The organism is Bradyrhizobium sp. USDA 4461 (genome assembly GCF_054055655.1).
This window is the reverse complement of the sequence record NZ_JBSRXM010000001.1, coordinates 973,894-993,227: the sequence shown is the minus strand read 5'-3', so window position 1 is coordinate 993,227 and position 19,334 is coordinate 973,894. Positions and strand designations below refer to the sequence as shown.

General features: G+C 64.7%; 14 protein-coding genes and 1 pseudogene. 6 read left to right on the top strand and 9 right to left on the bottom strand.

The features are described 5' to 3' along the window. Position 1: 1 nt before the first annotated feature. Positions 2-1,492: a monocarboxylate uptake permease MctP gene (mctP, locus tag ACVINW_RS04735; protein ID WP_456750233.1), complete on the top strand. Its 1,491-nt coding sequence runs from the start codon at positions 2-4 to the stop codon at positions 1,490-1,492. Here the strand turns inward: mctP and ACVINW_RS04730 are convergent. Next, positions 1,463-4,940 (bottom strand): annotated as a pseudogene (locus ACVINW_RS04730) (indolepyruvate ferredoxin oxidoreductase family protein). The gene mctP and the pseudogene ACVINW_RS04730 overlap by 30 nt on opposite strands. A gap of 155 nt (positions 4,941-5,095) precedes the next feature. Here ACVINW_RS04730 and ACVINW_RS04725 point away from each other — a divergent pair. Next, on the top strand, positions 5,096-5,551 hold the full coding sequence (locus tag ACVINW_RS04725) for an Lrp/AsnC family transcriptional regulator (protein WP_456750232.1): 456 nt from the start codon (positions 5,096-5,098) through the stop codon (positions 5,549-5,551). A gap of 148 nt (positions 5,552-5,699) precedes the next feature. Here ACVINW_RS04725 and ACVINW_RS04720 read toward each other — a convergent pair whose 3' ends face one another. Beyond that, positions 5,700-6,197: a hypothetical protein gene (locus ACVINW_RS04720; protein ID WP_456750231.1), complete on the bottom strand. Its 498-nt coding sequence runs from the start codon at positions 6,195-6,197 to the stop codon at positions 5,700-5,702. Between the two features lie 76 nt (positions 6,198-6,273). Further along, positions 6,274-6,681, bottom strand: coding sequence for a hypothetical protein (locus ACVINW_RS04715; protein ID WP_456750230.1), 408 nt, complete (start codon positions 6,679-6,681; stop codon positions 6,274-6,276). Between the two features lie 125 nt (positions 6,682-6,806). Here ACVINW_RS04715 and ACVINW_RS04710 point away from each other — a divergent pair, with 125 nt between their 5' ends. From ACVINW_RS04710 to ACVINW_RS04700, 3 genes are all read left to right on the top strand, one after another. After that, positions 6,807-7,730, top strand: coding sequence for a LysR family transcriptional regulator (locus ACVINW_RS04710; RefSeq protein WP_456750229.1), 924 nt, complete (start codon positions 6,807-6,809; stop codon positions 7,728-7,730). Between the two features lie 236 nt (positions 7,731-7,966). Beyond that, positions 7,967-8,899, top strand: coding sequence for a hypothetical protein (locus ACVINW_RS04705; protein ID WP_456750228.1), 933 nt, complete (start codon positions 7,967-7,969; stop codon positions 8,897-8,899). 36 nt (positions 8,900-8,935) lie between these two features. Further along, positions 8,936-10,048 (top strand): GNAT family N-acetyltransferase, encoded by a 1,113-nt coding sequence (locus ACVINW_RS04700; RefSeq protein WP_456750227.1) that lies wholly within the window; start codon positions 8,936-8,938, stop codon positions 10,046-10,048. Positions 10,049-10,213: 165 nt separating this feature from the next. On the opposite strand, the gene ACVINW_RS04695 is transcribed toward ACVINW_RS04700, so the two are convergent. The 3 genes from ACVINW_RS04695 to ACVINW_RS04685 are packed head-to-tail and all read right to left on the bottom strand — an operon-like array spanning position 10,214 to position 13,465. Further along, complete coding sequence (locus ACVINW_RS04695; RefSeq protein WP_456750226.1) at positions 10,214-11,011, bottom strand: fumarylacetoacetate hydrolase family protein; 798 nt, start codon at positions 11,009-11,011, stop codon at positions 10,214-10,216. 12 nt (positions 11,012-11,023) lie between these two features. Continuing rightward, positions 11,024-12,388 carry an LLM class flavin-dependent oxidoreductase gene (locus ACVINW_RS04690; RefSeq protein ID WP_456750225.1) on the bottom strand — a complete coding sequence of 455 codons (1,365 nt, stop codon included), beginning with the start codon at positions 12,386-12,388 and terminating at the stop codon, positions 11,024-11,026. A gap of 24 nt (positions 12,389-12,412) precedes the next feature. Further along, complete coding sequence (locus ACVINW_RS04685) at positions 12,413-13,465, bottom strand: Ldh family oxidoreductase (protein WP_456750224.1); 1,053 nt, start codon at positions 13,463-13,465, stop codon at positions 12,413-12,415. A 392-nt stretch (positions 13,466-13,857) separates the two neighbouring features. Here ACVINW_RS04685 and ACVINW_RS04680 point away from each other — a divergent pair, with 392 nt between their 5' ends. Beyond that, entirely contained in the window at positions 13,858-17,967 is a 4,110-nt protein-coding gene (locus tag ACVINW_RS04680) for a bifunctional diguanylate cyclase/phosphodiesterase (protein WP_456750223.1), read from the top strand. Here the strand turns inward: ACVINW_RS04680 and ACVINW_RS04675 are convergent. The 3 genes from ACVINW_RS04675 to ACVINW_RS04665 all read right to left on the bottom strand — a co-directional run bounded on the left by ACVINW_RS04675 (position 17,941) and on the right by ACVINW_RS04665 (position 19,118). Beyond that, positions 17,941-18,282, bottom strand: a complete 342-nt coding sequence (locus ACVINW_RS04675; protein WP_456750222.1) for a hypothetical protein — start codon at positions 18,280-18,282, stop codon at positions 17,941-17,943. The genes ACVINW_RS04680 and ACVINW_RS04675 overlap by 27 nt on opposite strands. Before the next feature lie 54 nt (positions 18,283-18,336). Then, on the bottom strand, positions 18,337-18,576 hold the full coding sequence (locus tag ACVINW_RS04670; RefSeq protein WP_050403738.1) for a DUF2171 domain-containing protein: 240 nt from the start codon (positions 18,574-18,576) through the stop codon (positions 18,337-18,339). Positions 18,577-18,647: 71 nt separating this feature from the next. Next, entirely contained in the window at positions 18,648-19,118 is a 471-nt protein-coding gene (locus ACVINW_RS04665) for a cupin domain-containing protein (protein ID WP_456750221.1), read from the bottom strand. Positions 19,119-19,334: the final 216 nt, after the last annotated feature.

The window sequence follows — 19,334 nt, the reverse complement described above, 5'->3', positions numbered from 1 at the left end:
CATGACCGATCATATCGCCTGGGTGGCGCTCTCCGTCTTCGTCTTCTTCTTCGCGCTCGTCACCGTGATGGGCTTCTTCGCCGCACGCTGGAAATCCGGCCCGGTCAGCGAGCATCTCGACGAATGGGGGCTCGGCGGCCGTCAGTTCGGCACCTGGATCACCTGGTTCCTGGTCGGCGGCGATTTCTACACCGCCTACACCGTGATCGCGGTGCCGGCGCTGGTCTACGCGGTCGGCGCCTATGGCTTCTTCGCGCTGCCCTACACCATCATCGTCTATCCCTTCGTGTTCGCCGTGATGCCGGTGCTGTGGAAGAAGGCGCATGCCAACGGCTATGTCACCGCCGCCGACGTCGTCCACGGCGCCTATGGCTCGCGCGCGCTCGAGCTCGCGGTGGCGCTGACCGGCTTGGTCGCGACCATGCCCTATATCGCGTTGCAGCTGATCGGCATGGAGGTCGTGATCAAGGCGATGGGTCTGACCGGCGAACTGCCGATCATCGCCGCCTTCGTGATCCTCGCGCTTTATACCTATAGCTCCGGCCTGCGTGCCCCGGCGCTGATCGCCTTCGTCAAGGACATCATGATCTACATCGTGGTGCTGACGGCGGTGGTCGTGGTGCCCGCGAAGCTCGGCGGCTACGGCGCGGTGTTCTCCGCGGCCAACGACGCCTTCACCGCGAAGGGCGGTGCCACCGGGCTGACGTTGAAGCCCGCCCAGTATCTGCCTTATGCGACGCTGGCGCTCGGCTCGGCGCTCGCCGCCTTCATGTATCCGCATACGCTGACGGGCATCTTCGCCTCGAAGTCGGCGGATACGATCCGCAAGAACGCGATCCTGCTGCCCGCCTATACGCTGCTGCTCGGCCTGATCGCGCTGCTCGGCTACATGGCCTATGCCGCGGGCATCAAGGTGACGTCGCCGAACGACGTGGTGCCGATGCTGTTCAAGACACTGTTCCCGGAATGGTTCGCGGGATTTGCGTTCTCGGCGATTGCGATCGGCGCGCTGGTGCCGGCGGCGGTGATGAGCATCGGCGCCGCCAATCTGTTCACCCGCAATGTCTGGAAGTCCTACGTCAACCCGGACATCTCGCACGCCGGTGAAGCGTCGGTGGCCAAGATCACCTCGCTGGTGGTGAAGGTCGGCGCGCTTGCCTTCATCCTGTTCCTGCCGACGCAATATGCGCTCGACCTGCAACTGCTCGGCGGCCTCTGGATCGTGCAGACGTTGCCGGCGCTGGTGTTCGGCTTGTTCACGGTCTGGTTCCGCGCCGAAGGCCTGCTGCTCGGCTGGGCCGTCGCCATCGGCTGGGGGACCTATACGGCATGGAGCAACGGGCTGAAGCCGCTGGCCAGCATCTCGCTCGGCGAGAACAGCTACACCTTCTATGTCGGCCTTGGCGCGCTGCTGCTCAACATCGTGGTGGCGGTGCTGGCAACCGTCGTGGTCGGCGTGATCTCACCCGCCAAGCGCGGCGCGGCGGCCTGAGCCGTCGTGTGTACCTGACGGGGCGGAGGTAAGGAGCGCCGTCAGCCGCGCCACCTCCGCCTTGGCCTTTGCGATCGCGGTGTCCTTCACCGGCCCGTAGCCGCGGATCTCCATCGGCGCTTTTGCGATCGCTGTGAGATCGGGCAGGCGTGCCGCATCGAGCTTGCCGAGCAGCGTGTCGATCAGGGCCTCATACCAGCCGATCAGCTCGCGCTCGGCGCGGCGCTCCGCGGGTGGTACCGAACACGTCGAACGGCGTGCCGCGCAGTCCTTTCAGCCCCGCGAGCAGCCGCAGCGGCGTCTGGATCCATTGCCCGAACGCGCGCTTCCTCGGCCGTCCGCGTGCATCCTGCCGCGCCGGGAGGAATGGCGGTGCGAGATGGTACCGGACCGTGAAGTCGCCATCGAACTCGCGCTTGAGCTCATCGAGGAAGCCGGTCTGCATATGCAGGCGCGCCACCTCGTATTCGTCCTTGTAGGCCATCAGCTTGAACAGCGACCGCGCCACGGCGTCGGTCAATGTCTCGCTGCCGAGCGCCGCTTCGGCGCGGCGGACGCGATCGACCGTGGCGCGGTAGCGTGCCGCGTAGGCTGCGTCCTGATAGCCGGTGAGGAAATCGGCGCGGCGCGCGATTATCTGCTCCAGCGTCTCCGGCGCATTGGCCGCAGCACCGTCGGCCTTTGGTAGAAAATCCGGATCGGCAAAAGCGAGCCGGCCCCAGGCCAGCGCCTGCTTGTTGCGCTCGATCTCGACGCCATTCAGCTCGATCGCGCGCAACAAGGCCTCCAGCGACACCGGCACCAGGCCCTGCTGCCAGGCAAAGCCGAGCATCATGATGTTGGCATACACGCTGTCGCCGAGCAGCCGTTCGGCCAGTGCATTGGCATCGATCGTGGTGAGATTGCCCAATCCAATCACCCGCTCGATGGCGCGCAAGCGAACCGGCGAGGCGAGGTCGGCATCGCGGAAGCGCACCACGTCGCCGGTCGGCATCTCCGCGGCGTTGACCGCGGCGCGCATGCCTTTGCGGTAAGTGCCCGACGCCTTCGCCGACGAGCTCACCACCAGATCGCAGCCGATCAGTGCATCGGCCGCGCCCTGGTCGATCCGCACCTGATGCAGTGCGTCGGGCCTAGCCGCCAGTCGCAGGAAGCTCAGCACCGGACCGAACTTCTGCGCAAAGCCGGTGAAGTCGAGCACCGAGACGCCGCGGCCCTCGAGATGCGCCGCCATTGCGATCAGCGCGCCGACGGTGATCACGCCGGTGCCGCCGACGCCGGTGACCAGCAGATCATAGGGCTCGTCGAGTGTCGCAAGCTCCGGCGCCGGCAGCGTTGCCGCGCGCGCCAGCGGATCGATCGCGCTTGCGCTCCTCGCCCGGCGCTTGCCGCCCTCGATGGTGACAAAACTCGGGCAGAAGCCGTTGAGACAGGAGAAATCCTTGTTGCAGGTCGAGAGGTTGATCTTGCGCTTGCGGCCGAATGGCGTCTCTGTCGGCTCGACGCTGAGGCAGTTCGATTCCACCGAGCAGTCGCCGCAGCCCTCGCAGACGAGGTCGTTGATGTAGGCGAAGCGGGCCGGATCTTCGATCGTGCCGCGCTTACGCCGCCGCCGCTTCTCGGTGGCGCAGGTCTGCTGATAGATCAGCACGGTGACGCCTGAAATCTCGCGCAGCTCGCGCTGCACGGCATCTATCTCCTCGCGCGGATGGATGGTGACGCCGACCGGCAAATCCGCCGGCGAGAAATGTGTGGGATCATCGGACACCAGCGCAATGCGCGTTACACCTTCGGCGCGGACCGAGTGGGCGATCGCCTGCACGCTGACCGGGCCGTCGACCGGCTGGCCGCCGGTCATCGCGACCGCGTCATTGAACAGGATCTTGTAGGTGATGTTGGCGTTGGCCGCGATCGCCTGCCGGATCGCCATCGAACCGGAGTGATAATAGGTGCCTTCGCCGAGATTCTGGAACACATGGCGGTTGCCGGTGAATTTCGACGAGGCCGCCCAGTTGACGCCTTCGCCGCCCATCTGGATCAGCGACGAGGTTTCGCGGTCCATCCAGCTCGCCATGAAGTGGCAGCCGATGCCGGCCAATGCCTTGGAGCCGTCGGGCACTTTTGTCGAAATGTTGTGCGGGCAGCCCGAGCAGAAATACGGGGTGCGCGTCGCGCCGGGGACTGCGATGGTGCGGTCCTGCTCGGGCCTGAGCGCAGCGACGCGTTGTGCCAACCGCAGCTCCGGAAACATCGGGTCGAGCCGCCGCGCCAGCACGTCCGCCAGCATGCGCGGCGACAATTCGCCGGTCCAGGAGATCAGCCGTGCGCCGGTTTCGTCATGCTTGCCGACCATGCGTTCCGGCTTGGCGCCGGGATAGTCGTAGAAATATTCCTTGAATTGGCTCTCGATGATGCCGCGCTTCTCCTCGACCACCAGGATCTCGCGCTTGCCCTTCACGAATTCCATCGCGTCGTGCAGCGCGAGCGGCCACACCATGCCGACCTTGTAGATGTCGATGCCGAAGCGGCGGCAGGCGGCTTCATCCAGCCCGACCAGCCGCAGCGCCTCCATCAGGTCGAGATGCGCCTTGCCCGTGGTGACGATGCCGTAGCGCGCGTCCTTGATGTCGTAGATGCGGCGGTCGATCGGGTTGGCCTTGGCGAAGGCGTAGACCGCGTGCTTCTTCGCTTCCAGCCGCTCCTCGATCTGCGGGCCCGGCAGGTCCGGCCAGCGATAATGCAGGCCGCCGGGCGGCGACACGAAATCCGGCTGGATGAAACGGCGTGGGGCGGGCAGCTCGACCGAGGCGCCGGATTCGACGATCTCCGAAATCGCCTTGAAGCCGACCCACATGCCGGAGAATCGACTGAGCGCGTAGCCGTATTCGCCGAACGCGAGATACTCGCCGACATCGGCCGGATGCAGCGTCGGCATGAACCAACTCATGAAGGCGACGTCGGATTGATGCGGCATCGAGGATGACACGCAGCCATGATCGTCGCCGGCGACGACCAGCACGCCGCCATGCGGCGAGGAACCGTAGGCATTGCCGTGCTTCAGCGCATCGCCGGAGCGATCGACGCCGGGGCCCTTGCCGTACCAGAGACCGAACACGCCATCGACCTCACGATCCCTCTGCGTCTCGACCTGCTGCGAGCCGAGCACCGCGGTCGCCGCGAGGTCCTCGTTGACCGCAGGCAGGAATTCGATGCGGCTGTCTTTCAGCTGTTGCTTGATCTTCCACAGTTCGAGATCGACGCCGCCGAGCGGCGAGCCGCGATAGCCGGAGATGAAGCCCGCGGTGTTGAGCCCCGCGGCGCGGTCGCGCCTGATTTGGTCCAGCGCGATGCGGACGATCGCCTGCGTGCCGGTGAGGAAGACGCGACCGCGCTCCCGGCTGTAGCGCGCCGACAGCTGGTAGGCGTCGAGCAGCGGCATCTGGCCCATGACCGGTCCCTCGTGGAATCGCGATGTCTGATTGGACGAGGCTATGCCTGCGGGGCTGGTAGGTCTTACCTATCTATCCGTTTGCGAGGGAGATTTCGGTATAATATTGCCCATCATCGTGCGATTTGGTAAAATCTACCAATCGGAGTTCTGCAATGGTCGAAGAGCAAGACGAACGAATTCTCGCCGAGCTGCAAAGGGATGGCCGCGCCACCAACCAGCAGCTTGCGGAAACCGTGGGGATGTCGACCTCGGCGTGCTGGCGCCGGGTCCGTGCGCTGGAGGAGACCGGCGTCATCTCGGGCTACTCGGCGCTGGTGGCGCGCGAGCGCGCCGGCTTCGCCACCTCGGCGATCCTGCACGTGTCGCTGGAGCGACACGACGTCAAATTCGTCGATGAGTTCGTCGCGCGGGTGATGCAGCGCCGCGAGGTGCTGGAATGCTTCGCGACAACCGGCGACGCCGACTATCATCTGCGCGTCGTCGTGCGCGACATGGACGATTACAATAGATTCCTGGACGAGTTCATGTTCCGCATCCCCGGCATCCGCCATGTCCGCACCAACGTGATCCTGAAGGAAATCAAGACCGGCGTGGCGCTGCCGTTCTAGTTCGTCGTTCGAGGTGCGCGCGTCTCTCTCTCTCGTCGTTCCGGGGCGTGCGCAGCACGAGCCCGGAATCCATTGCTCCATATGCCATGCGGCCCTATGGATTCCGGGCTCTCGCTGCGCGAGCCCCGGAAGGACGAAGGATAGACCTCTACGCCTCAGCCGATTTGGTCTGCATCAGGAGCATGAAGATCATGACATGGCTCACCAGCAGCAGCGGCACGTAGAGCGCCGGGATATAGATGCCGGCGCCGAACAGGCCGGGATCGGCGTTCTTCGTCGCGCCCATGAAGTAGGCGTTGAGAAGATCCAGCGCGCCCCAGATGTTGAACAGCCAGACGATCGGGGTAGCGATCGGCCAGCGCCACGAAAGTGCCGCCATCGCGAGCAGCGCGAGAACTGCGGCGGTCAGATCGCCCCAGCCGACCGCGCCGGCAAACACCGGGTTTACCTCCGGCGACACGAAGCCGGTGACCAGGAAGTTCATCCCGAGAAACCGGAAGGCATGGAACGCTGCAAGCAGCCGCAGCGCCTCGTGGCGCGGCCAGGTGCGGAGCGCCGGCCAGACATAGGTCATGGCCACCACCGCACTGGTCAGGAATGCGCCGGCGACGCTGAGCAGGAATGGGACGTTGAGACTGACTGGCATGGTCGGCTCCCTTCTGATTGTCGATCGGGGTCGAGGAGGTCGAACCCGACGATCGGGCTCGACCTCGGCGAGGCGTTCAGGGCTTGGCCAACAGCAGGCGGAGCGGCAGCAGCGGGCCGACCGCGATGTAGTCGTGGTCCATGATGTCGAGTTTGGACAATGGCAGGCCTTCCATGATCGCGTGGGCCTCGGACGTATCCTTGGCGTCGAGCAGGAAGACGACGCCGCGCCCGTCGGACCGCGAGTACCATTCGCGCACCTTGCCATTGAGATAGAGCTGCACGGTCTGGCGGATTTCGTCCGGCATCACGGCCATCACCTGATCGCGGGTGACGCCGGCCTTGACGGTCAGGATGACCATCACACCGGTGGTTATGGGGGAGACGGCTTGAGCTTGTGTCTGGGCGGAAGATGGAGCGGTCATGATGGTGGCGCCTGTCAAAGTGAGGGTGAGAGCCAGGAGGCAGTGATGGATTGCCTTCATCGGTCGCGTGTCTCCGCTCGCGACACCGTCGTGATGTCGCGTGGATCAGCGCATATCGCGCTGCTTGCGGCTTCGATGTAGGGCTGCTTCCCGTGCGCGACTATTCGCGATAATGTTCACAGGCCATGAAGCAGAGCTTCACAGTCCGGCAGGGCGCGCTCGACGGCGTCGAGGCGTTTCTGGCCGTCGCCCAGCACCGCAGCTTTCGCCGCGCGGCGACCGAGCTCGGGGTGACGCCGTCGGCGATCAGCCAGGCGGTGCGCGCGCTCGAGGCGCGGCTCGGCGCCGTGCTGTTCATCCGCACCACCCGCAGCGTCGGGCTGACCGAGGCCGGCGAGCGATTTCTGGCGCGCGCAAGGCCGGCGTTCGAGGAACTGGTGGCCGCGAGCGGCGCAGCGCGCGCGCTCGGGCAGAAGCCGGCCGGGCTGTTGCGCCTCACCGTGCCGCGCTCGGTGGTGCCGATCCTGCTGGAGCCGTTGATCGCCTCGTTCTGCAAGGCCTATCCCGAGATCGAGGTCGAGCTCGCCGCCAGCGAGGAGCTGGTCGACCTCGCTGCCGGCGGTTTCGATGCCGGCATCCGGATGGGCCAGTTCATCAACCCGGACATGGTCGCAGTGCGCCTGACCAAGCCGTTCCCGTTCGCGATCGTCGGCAGCCCGGATTACCTCGCGCGGCGCGGCCGCCCCAAGCGTCCGGACGATCTGCGCGCGCATGCTTGCCTCAGGCTGCGGCGATCGAATGGCGGGCTCGCGCCGTGGTCTTTGAACGACAATGGCCGGTCGATCGAGCTCGCGGTATCCGGCTCGTTCATCGGCCATGATTTCCCCACGCTGGTCGGCGCGGCGGTCGAAGGCGTGGGTCTGGCGCAAGTGCCGGCACCACTGATCACGGGCGCCGTGAAGGAGAAAAGGCTCGTCCGCGTGCTGGATCAATTCGCGCCGACGACGCCCGGCGTGTTCCTCTATTATCCCGGCCACCGCCAGATCATGCCGAAGCTGCGGGCGTTCATCGATCACGTGAAGCGTCGGCCCGGGGCAAGGCTTCTCTAGACTCTTAGCAAATTGCATAAAATTCGAATGACCCGGAACCGGACGCGAAAAGCGTTGCGCCGTTTGCGCGATGGTTGAGGCGATGTCGTGTTAACCTCGACTGCGTTTGCAACAATTTGTCCTATTTAACGCGATCGCAACACCACGTACCTCATGTGGACCATCGAGAAGTACCTAGAGAAGTACCATCGAGAAGACCGGGAGTTCGGCAGTTCGTCCGGCGGGGAGCGTCGAAAATGAATTCGGTAAGTATGCAGCGCGATATCGTCGTCGATTGGCAGGCTCAACATGAGCGTCTGTTCGGCTTGCACGCCATCAAGCTTCGGCATCGTCTGGCCGAGAGCGAATTGTTCTCACGGGAAAGCATCGGCAAGCTGATCGAGCGCTGCCCGAAATCGCATCTCGGGCTTGAGTCCGTCAGCTTCGATGGCGATACGCCGAAGCGCATCTATGGCGAACTCGGCGGCAGCTCGGGGCTTCAGGCGATTGAAGCGATCGAGAAGGGGCGCATCTGGATGAACATCCGCCGCGTCATGGACTGGGCGCCCGAATACAACGAGCTGCTCAATCAGATATTCTCCGAATTTGAAGCGCGGATGAGCGGCTTCAAAACCTTCAAGCGGACCCTTGGCGTGCTGGTGTCGTCGCCGAATGCGAAGGTGCCCTATCACGCCGACATTCAGGGGCAGTCGCTCTGGCAGATCTCGGGTGTCAAGCGCGTGTTCATTTATCCGCGCTCGGACGTCTTCATGCCGCCGGAAAACGTCGAGAAGATCCTGCTGCGCGAGACCAACGAAGACGTACCTTACCGGAGTTGGTTCGACGAGTTCGCGACCGTGTTCGACCTGCATCCGGGCGAGATGCTGACATGGCCGCTCTACGCACCGCACAAGGTCGAGAACCACGATTGCCTTAACATCTCCGTCACCATGGAGCACTGGACGCGATCGACCTGGAATGCCTATGCGGTGCATTACGGAAACGGCGTGCTGCGCCGGACGCTCGGATTGCGCAACACGTCGACGCGCGATCACGGGTTGCACGTCTATCCAAAGGCCACCGCGGCCATGATCTGGAAGAAGATGGGCCGGCAGATCGAGGGCGACGTCGTCAAAAGCCGGGATTTCCGGATTGCGCCCGAAAGCGAAAATGGAATTCGCGCGCTGTGATGAGCCGTTGCCGGCCGTATCCGAGAGACGCTTCAGATGTTGGCGCCAAACAGAAGCCCGTATCCGATCGACCTGCATATCGGCATCGAACCCGAGTTCGATTTCCGTTCGGCCGAGTATCGCGCCTTTCACAATCTCGAGCGTGCGACGGTGTTTCAGGCGCCGTCATGGCTCGATGCCGTCCACCGAAAGCTGATGCCGCATCTCGCGGCGAAGCAGTACACGCTCACGATCCGCAATCTCGACCGCACGCTGCTTGCGGTCATTCCGCTGGTCCTGCAACGGTCGGCGGGATTGTCGATGCTGCTGCCTGCCGATTTCGGCGTCTGCGACTACAACGCCATCATCGCGGATCCGGCGACCCTGGAGATGCTGGCCGCTGATCCGTCCGTTGTCGACCGGATCGACCGGTTGCTCGACGTTGCCGACGTGCTGATGTTCCGCAAGGTCCGCGATGATGGTTTCGACGCCCGCAGACTGTTCAGGAAAACGGTCGCAAGCCGCAACGAGAACGCGGCCTATCACAGCGAGACCGGCACCGATTTCGAGGTGTGGCAGCGCCAGACGATCAGCAAGAAATACTCCAAGGAGCTGCGACGGCTGGCCAGGCAGATCGAACGCGAGTTCGGTCCGTACGAACATCGCCCGGCGCGGACCGAGGCCGAAATTCGCGACGCGTTCAGGTTTCTCAAATCTGCACGGGACGGCCGGTTTGAAGGCGATTTTCTCGACAATCCCATCTACGAACAATTCTATTGCGACATCGCCGTCGCGGGAATCGAGTCCGGCGAGGCGATCACCTATGTCAGCTATCTCAATGGCGAGCCGGTCGCTGCCCTGTTCGGGCCGGCCTGCGAAGACGAGTTTCATGCCGTCCTGATCGGCTCCGACATTCAGCGGTTCGGCAAATTCTCGATCGGCATGCAGCTGATCTATCGCGTGATCAAGTTGCGGTTCGATCAAGGCCTGCGCCGGCTCGACATGGGTCTCGGAAATACGGGTTACAAGTCGCAGTTTCGTGTCGAGGAAACCGGGTTGCAGAATTTCACATCGTCCCGTTCGCTGGCCGGATCGCTGATTTCGCTCGTGTACCATCGCGCCAAGCCGCTCAAGCGCGTGCTCGGGCGGTTCTCATCCCACGTGCGTTGATCGCAGGGACGACGAACGGAGAGAAACCCGTATTTGGGCTCCATCACCGTCACCCTGAGCAGATCGCGCAGCGGCCGTCTCGAAGAGCCGACGGCCACCAGCTGAGCCGTTCATGCTTCGAGACGCCGCTACGCGGCTCCTCAGGATGACGGGAAGGGGCGGCGCTCACGCCTTCTCCTTCACGAACCTGTTCCGCAATGTCCCGATCCCGGTGATGTCGATCTCGACCACGTCGCCGTCCTTCAGGTCAGGCGAGGCGCCGTCGGTGCCCATCCAGATCACGTCGCCCGGCGACAGGGTGAAATATTTGGTCAGCTCGACCAGGAAGGGCACGATGCCGAAGATCATCTCATTGGTGTGGAAGCGGCCGGTCTCCTTGCCGTTGACGCGGATCGCGGTCTCCATGCCGTCGAGGTCGACATCTGTCTCGATCCACGGGCCCATCGGCTTGAAGGTGTCGGCGTTCTTCGAGCGCCACAGGCTGCGGTCCGCCTTCTGCCAGCTGCGCTCGGAGACGTCGTTGCCGATGGTGTAGCCGAACACGCAGTCCATCGCGTTCGCTTCGGTGAGGTGCTTGACTTTCTTGCCGATCACGACGACGAGCTCGCCCTCGTAGTGGATCTTCTCGGTCGCGCTCGCCGGGATCACGACGTCCTCGTCATGGGCGATCAGTGCGTTCTGGGCGCGGTAGCCGATCTCGGGACGATCGGGGACGTTCGGCACCGTGCCGGCCTTGTCGGCGGCTTCCTTGAGGTGCTTCAGATAATTCAGCCCGACGCAATAGAAGGTGCGCGGGATCAGCGGCAGCTCGATCTTGACGTCCTTCAAGGCGTGGGTCTTCGACGTCCTGCTCCATTCGCCAAAGGGATCGCCGTTGACTGTGATGACGGTGTCGCCTTCGACGAGGCCCCAAGAAGGAGCGCTCGCGGTATTGCCCGCGGCGGTGAATTTCAGCCAGCGCATGATGATGTCCCTCTATTCCGCAGCCTGTGCGCGGGTCTTCCAGGCGCCCGCGGCGGGACGCTTGAGCCCGAGATTTTCCCGCAGCGTCGTGCCGGCGTAATCTTTGTGAAAGAGCCCGCGCTTCTGCAACTCGGGCACCACATGGTCGACGAAGTCGGCGTAGGAGCCCGGCACGTAGCTCGCCGCGACCACAAAACCATCGCAGCCGCGATTGATGAACATTTCCTCCAGCCGGTCGGCGATCTCCTTGGGGCCGCCGACCATCGCGTCCTGCACCTGACCTCGGCCGGAGAAGGTGATGAAGTCGCGGGTCGAGGGATTGGTCTTACCCGAGGTGCGCAGCACGCCGTCCCGGATGCCGAGCATGCCTTGCATGCCCTGCAATTCCTCCGTCGTCAGCGGCTCGTCGATGCCCTTGGCGCCGAAATCGAAGTTGAGGCCTTCGGCGAGCAGCGACAGCGCGTCGATCTCGAGCGGCAGCTTCTGGATCACCGCCATCCGGTCCTCGGCCTCGGTCTTGGTCGCGCCGGTGACCGGCGTGATCAGGTTGCAGAGGAACATCTGGTCGGGATCGCGGCCGGCCTTGGCGGCTTCGCCCCGGATCGCGTCATAGCCCTGCTTGGCATTGGCGAGATTGCGGGCCGCGGTGAAGATCACTTCACCCCAGCGTCCGGCAAAGCGCTGGCCGCGGCCGGACGCGCCGGCCTGGATCACGACGGGATGGCCCTGTGCCGAGCGCGGCACCGTGAACGGGCCGCGCGAGGTGAAGAACGCGCCCTTGTGGTCGAGCCGTTTCACCTTTGTCGGATCGGCGAAGCGCCCGCTTGCCTTGTCGATCACCAGCGAGCCGTCTTCCCAGCTGTCCCAATGGCCGAGCACCACTTCCATGAACTCGTCGGCGCGATCATAGCGGTGATCGTGCTCGAGATGCTGTTCGCGGCCCATGTTGAGCGCTTCGCCGTCATTGACCGAGGTCACCACGTTCCAGGCGGCCCGGCCGCCGGTCATCAGGTCGAGCGTGGCAAAGCGGCGGGCGACGTCGAACGGCTCGAAATAGGTGGTCGACGCGGTCGAGGCGAGGCCGAGCCTGGTGGTGACCATGCCCATCGTGGTCAGCACCACGATCGGGTCCATCTTCACGCAGCGGATGCCGTATTCGACGGTGTGGGCGTGATCGTTGCCGTAGCGGTCGGGCATTGCGAGGCGGTCGTCGAAGAACGCCATGTGGAACTTGCCGCGCTCCAGGATGCGCGCGATCTCCTGGTAGTAATCCGCGGACATCGAGTCATCGCGCGACTCCGGGTGGCGCCAGGAACTCGGCAGGTTGGTGCAGTTCTGCGCCTGCAAGAAGCCAACCAGCGCCATTTGCCGTGTCATGTCGTTCTCCTCCGTGCGGATATGTCAGCGCAGGCCGAGCTGGTCGGTCAGCTTGTAGTCGGCGGCGAGTGCCTTAAGCTTGTCCCAGGTCGCATCCTCGATCTCGATGCCGTTCTTGCGACGCTCGACTTCGCGCAGATGCTCGACCTCGCCGGGGTAGAACACACCGCGGCTCCCTTCCGAGGGCGGCGTCGATTTCAGGTAGCGGGCGAAGTCGGCAACTTCCTTCTTGAAATCCTGCAAGGGGCGGAACGCGGCGACGTTGAACACCGCCATGAAGCAGCCGTCATTATGCCGGCCGGTCGGCTCGACGCCGAAGCCGAGCCCGGTCAGGAGACCGCACAACACCTCGACCATCGCGGCGAGCCCCGAGCCCTTGTAGCCCTCGCTGCCGCCGAGCGGCAGCAGCGCGCCGCCCTTGCGGTAATCCCTGGGATCGGTGGTGTCGCGCCCCTCGGCATCGATGATCCAGCCCTTCGGGATCTGCTCGCCGCGCGCCACCGCGAGCTGGATCTTGCCGGCGGCGACCGCCGAGGTCGCCATGTCGAGATAGAACGGCGCCTCGAGATCGGACGGCACCGCGATCGACAGCGGGTTGGTGCCGAGCCGGGCCTCGCGGCCGCCGAACGGCGCAACATGCTTCGGCGAGCGGCCGGAATCCGCGGCCGCGATCCCGATCATGCCCTCGCGCATCGCCATCATCGGATAGTGCGCGAGACGCCCGACATGGCTCTGGCGGAACACGGTGCAGGCCGCGACGTTGGCGGTCTTCGCCTTGTTGATGGTCATCTCCATCGCCTTGGCGTTGACGTGGAAGCCGAAACCCCAATGGCCGTCGATCACGGTCGTGGTCGGCGTTTCCTGCACGACGGTCCATTTCGCGCCGGGCACGATGTGGCCGGCCTTGATCCGGTCGATATAGGTCGGGATCGCGATCACGCCGTGCGAGTCGTGGCCGGCGAGGTTGGCGTTGACGCAGCCGGAGGCGACGGCGCTTGCCTCCTCCTCCGATGCGCCGGCGCCGCGCAGGAGAGCCGTGCCGATGCGCGTGAGACGGTCGGCCTGGACGATCGGCATGGGATTTTCCTCGCGGTTGGCCCGCGTGATGCGCGGGTCTTGCTTGCGGTTGTCGGGCTCATGCTCTCAAAGCACCGAGAGGCGAGCAAGGGCGGAAAATCCGGTCCGCCATACCGCCAGCAGGGTGCTGGCGGCCCTGGTTTCACCGAGCGGAACGGCCGCGGTCGCGATACGGAATTTCGCGGCTCCGGCGGCGCGGCCAGCAGCGCCGCTCGGCGCTCCGCCTCAGGCTGGCACATCGGCGTCCGTAATATCCCGGAAAATCGCCTTCCGTGTTCGTGAGCCGTTTACTTTGTCGTGCAACTGCCGGATACGCTAACCACCACTTAGGCCTATCGCGGGCAATGTTCCGCTCCAGTGTGAAAGGGGTGGCCCCGGGGCCTTCAGGAATCGTGCAGTCGAGCATCGGGCGTACATTCGCGGCGTTGAATGCCACCAACGAAGCGATCCTGTACGCGAAATCACCAGAAGAGCTGTACGGGAAGGTCTGCGAAGCCGCGTTCTCGAGCGGGAGCTTCCTGGCCACGACCGTGTTCTTGCTGGAGCCGGATACCGGTCTGTTGACCTTCGCCGCTGGTTGCGGCGAGGACGTCGCGCGTCTGCGCAGCATCACCATTTCCGCGATCGCCAATTTGCCGGAAGGCGAAGGCGTCGCAGGGCGCGCGTTTCGCGATCAGAACGCCTGCGTCAGCAATGACTATGTCAACGATCCCCGTTCGGCCGCTTGGCGAAGCGGTGCCGCGGCGGGCGGCGTCGGCGCGGCTGCGGCGATGCCGCTGGTCTGTGGCGGGCGCAGCGTCGGCGTCTTCATGGTGACGCGGCGGGAGGTCAATTCGCTCAGCGAGGAGATCGTCTCGCTGCTGGGGCGCATCGCGGCGAACGTGTCCTACGCGCTCGACAATTTCGACCATGAGGCGTCGCGCAAGAGCGGCGAGCGGGCGATGCGCCGGCTCAACCGCATGTTCGGTGCGATCAGCGCAACCAACGAGGCGATCCTTCGCGCCAAGACCGAGCACGACCTCTATCAGCGGGTTTGCGATGCCGCGGTGTTCAGCGGGAAATCCTTCGCCACGGTGGTGTTGCTGGCCGAGCCCGATACGCACTGGTTTGAGCCCGTCGCCGGCACCGGCGAGGCGCTCGAACTGATCACCCAGACGCGCTTCTCCACCGATCCGGACAGCGTTTACGGCAAGGGCATCTGCGGCGAGGCGTTCCGGACCCAGCGGCCGTGCATCGAGCACGATATTCCCATGTCGGCGGACCCGTCGCAGGCGCCCGCGCGTGGCAGCGGCCTGATGGCCTGCGTCGCGCTGCCGCTCACCCGGTTCGGCCGGAGCGTCGGCGTCCTGATCTTCTTCATCGGCAATTCCTGGGCGCGCGACGAAGAGATCATCGCGCTGCTGGCGGGGATTGCCGAGAATGTCTCGGTCGCGCTCGACAATTTCGGCCGCGCCACCGAGAAAGCCAGGGCCGATGCCGAGCGCGAACGACTGTCACGGATGTTCGCGGCCTTGAGCGCGACCAACGAGGCGATCATGCGCGCACGGTCGCGGCTCGAGATGTTTGAGCTGGTCTGCGCCGCCGCTGCCCATGGCGGCGGGTTCAATTCCACCAGCATCCTGATCGCGAAACCCGGCGACGATTTCCTGGAGATGATGGCGGTCGCCGGTCCGACCGCGGAGAATGCGCGCCGCCTCAACGTCTCGCGCAGCGAGGCGCGCCCCGAGGGGCGCGGGGTCTGCGGCCGGGCGTTCCGCTCCCGGCGCGCCTGCATCAACAATGATTTTTTCGGCGACGTCGTCAACAGCCCGTTCCGCGACGTGATCGACCGCGAGGATGCGCGATCGGGTGCGGCGTTTCCGCTGATCGTCGACGACGAGCCGGTCGGCGTGATGCTGTTCATCTCGGCGAAGCGCAACACTTTCTCGGCCGAATTCGCCGAGCTGCTGCAGCGGCTCGCCGACAACGTCTCCTACGCGCTCGGCAGTTTCGATCGTGCCGACGAGAAGGCGAGGACCGAAGAGCAGAAGGAGCGGCTGCGACGGATGTTCGCGGCGCTGAGCGCCACCAACGAGGCGATCATGCGGGCGAAATCCCGCAGCGAGCTGTTCGATCTGGTCTGCGATGCCGCGGCTGTCGGCGGCCAGTTCATCTCGGCGACGATCAGGCTGGTCCGTCCCGGCCAAGTCTTCCTGGACAATGTGGCAGCCTCGGGTCCCGACCGGGTACGGGCCCGCGAGGTCCAGCTGTCGGCCGATCCGACGCGCCCCGAAGGGCAGACGCTGACCGGCGTTGCGATCCGGACCCGCAGGCCCTGCATCAGCAACGATTATCTCAGCGACTTCGGCCCTGAATCGCATGTCTATCCGGTCGTCCGCGACAGCGGCAGCAAGTCCGGCGCGGCGCTGCCGCTGCTCAAGAACGGCGAGGCGATCGGGGCACTGGTGTTTCTCTCCGCCGAGTTCGGCACATTCAGTCCGGAGATGATGGCGCTGTTGCAGCGGCTCGCCGAAAACGTCTCGTTTGCGCTCGCCAATTTCGACCGCGCCGACGAGAAGGCGCGGGCCGATGAGCAGAAGGAGCGGCTGTCGCGGATGTTCGCGGCGCTGAGCGCGACCAATGAGGCGATCATGCGGGCGAAGTCCCGCACCGAATTGTATCAGCTGGTCTGCGAGGCGGCGGCGACCGGCGGCAGGTTCACCTCGACCACCATCGCGCTGGCGCAGCAGGGAAGCGATTATCTGCGGATCGTCGCGATCGCGGGTCCGGCGGCGGACGGCGCAAGCCAGGTGACGCTCTCGATCAGCGAGGCGCATCCCGAAGGGCGCGGCGCCTGCGGCAGGGCGTTCCGGTCCGGCAAGGCCTGCATCATCAACGATTATTTTGCCGATACCGAGACCGCAGCGTTCCATGAACGCGCGCGTCTCGACGGCACGCAGTCCGGTGCCTCGTTCCCGCTGATCGTCAGCGGATGGGTGGTCGGGGTCATGATCTTCGTCGCGACCGAGAAGGACACCTTCACGCCGGAATTCGCCGAGCTGCTGCAGCGGCTCGCCGACAATCTGGCGTTCGCACTCGAGAGCTTCGACCGCGCCGACGAGAAGCACAAGGCCGACGAGCGGATCGAATATCTTGCCTCGCATGACAGCCTGACCAACCTGCCGAACCGCGAGACGTTCAACGAGATGCTGCGTCACGCGATCTCGGCGGCGGATCGCCATCGACGGCAACTCGCGGTGCTGTTCATCGATCTCGACCGTTTCAAGATCATCAACGACTCGCTCGGTCACGATGCCGGCGACATGCTGCTGGTGGCGATCGCCGAGCGGCTGCGTGGTTCGTTGCGTGCGAGCGACGTGGTGGCGCGGCTCGGTGGCGACGAGTTCGTGGTCATCCTCGAGGAAACCGCCGAACGTGACGACGTCGAGCGGATTGCCGGCGATCTGCTGGTTTCGCTCAGCCAGCCGCTGCAGATCAGTGGACACGAGTGCCACACCACGGCCTCGATCGGGATCGCGATGTATCCTGCCGACGGCTCCGACGTGCAGACGCTGACCAAGAATGCCGACATGGCGATGTATCTCGCCAAGGAGGACGGCAAGAACGGCTTCCGGTTCTTCTCCAATGAGGTGAGGGCGCAGTCGATCGAGCGCCTGACGATGGAGAGCGCGCTGCGCCGCGCGCTGGAGCGCAACCAGTTCTCGCTCGACTATCAGCCCAAGGTCGACATGGCGAGCGGGCAGATCAGCGGTGTCGAGGCGCTGTTGCGCTGGACCCACCCCGAGCTCGGCAAGGTCTCGCCGGGTCAGTTCATTCCGCTCGCCGAGGAAATCGGCCTGATCGTGCCGATCGGCCGCTGGGTGCTGAAGGAAGCCTGCGCGCAGAACATGGCGTGGCAGCATCGCGGCCTCAAGCCGGTGACGATGGCGGTCAACCTGTCGCCGCGGCAGTTCGGCGATCCCAATCTGCTCGACGACATCGACGAGGCGCTGGCGGCGAGCGGCATGTCGCCGGCGTTGCTGCAGCTCGAGGTCACCGAAAGCATGGTGATGCGCAACGTGACGCGCGCGGTCCGTGTGCTCGACGCTATCCAGAACCGCGGCATTCGCCTCGCGATCGACGATTTCGGCACCGGCTATTCGTCGATGTCGCTGATGAAGCAGTTCCCGATCGACACCATCAAGATCGATCGCTCCTTCGTGCGCGACCTGCCCAATGATTCCGAGGACGTCGCGATCGCGCAGGCGATCATCAGCATGGGCAAGGCGCTCGGCATGACCATCGTCGCCGAGGGCGTCGAGACCTCCGAGCAGCAGGAGTTCCTGCGCGCGCATGCCTGCGACGAGATGCAGGGCTTCCTGTTCAGCCGGCCGTTGCCGCCGCGGGACCTCGCCGAGTTGTTGACGACGGCACCGACGTCGCCTCCGTTGCAGCCGGCGCTGGACGATGCGGCGATCGGCGCGGCCGGGCCGGAGCTAGGGCGGAAACGCGCTGTCGTCTGACGGCTGCACCGGCAGGTCGCGGACGTCGGAATCGGTCGATGCCACCTTGCGCGAGAAATCATAGGGCCACGGCAGCACGGTCTGGCCGGCCAGCGTCTGGCGCAGCACACGCGTGCCGTCGGCAAAGCTCGCGCCGTCGGGCAGCTGGAGCTGACGACAGCGATGGGACGACAGCGGGCCGGCGGCATCGCGCAGCTCGAAGGCCGGTCCCCACCACCACGCCGGCGCCGGCGGCCGCTCCGGTTCCGGAATGGCACGCCATCGCGCGAACTCGTCGGCTATGCGGGCGAATTGCAGTTTAGCGGCGGGATGCATCGAAAGCCCTTCCTCAGGGCGATGATAGCATCGCACCCACCTCACGCAATGCGGCTATTGGCGGCCATGCTGCCAATGAGCGGTCACGTCGGAGCCCGATTTGTTGAGGTGGACGTGCTGGTCGACATGGTCGACCCAGGACAGCGGAATGAAATGATGGTGCTGGCCGTCGGGCGAGCTCTGCTTGGTCAGCTTGATCTTGTCGGTACCTTCCATGTGGTCGACCTTGCCGACCGTCTTCTTGTCCGACGAGATCACGTCCATATGTTCCCGAATATCGGCTGCTGTTGCCATGGTTATCTCCTCGTCATGATGATGAGGGGATGAAACGCCGCATGGAGACGAAGGTTGCGATCGGCTTCCGGCTACTTCTCCTCGACGTTGGTGGCGGTGGCCGGGCCTTCGCCCATGATCAGCAGCACGGCATCCTCATCCTTGGCGCCATCCCAGTGCACCTGTTTGCCGAAATGGGTGACGAAGCTTCCGGCCGGCATCGCCACCGTGCCGTGATCGGGATCGAACTTCGGGCCCGATCCGACCCACCAGGTGCCCTTGAGCACGACGATGTAGCGGTCGTTGGGATGGAAGTGCGGATGGCTGAAGTGATTGCCCTTGGTCCATTTGGTGTAGACCATGTAGAAGCCGGGCTTCGAGGGGTCGCCGACCACGACGGCGTTCTGCGCGCCGCGCGCGTCGACCGGGCTCCAGGGAATCTGGTCCGGCAGCTTGTAGGTGACGGCGGCCGGATTGAGCTCGGCCGCGGAGCTGACGCTCAGCATGCCGGCAAAGGCCAGCGGCATCATCAGATATCGCCAGGATCGGTTCGACGCCGTCATCGGATGCTCCCAGATCGGTTTTCTCGGGCAACTGCCGCGCCCGTATGCCGCATGATGCTAATCGCGCCGGCTTGCGCCGGGCAAGACGCCTCCGTGCATGTCTGACCTCAAGATTGCGACAACGGTTCGTGACACAACGCAGTTGCAACATGAAAAACGATTTACGCGGCCGCAGGCGATGATAGGTTGCGCGCCAACCAAAAGACGGGAGGATAA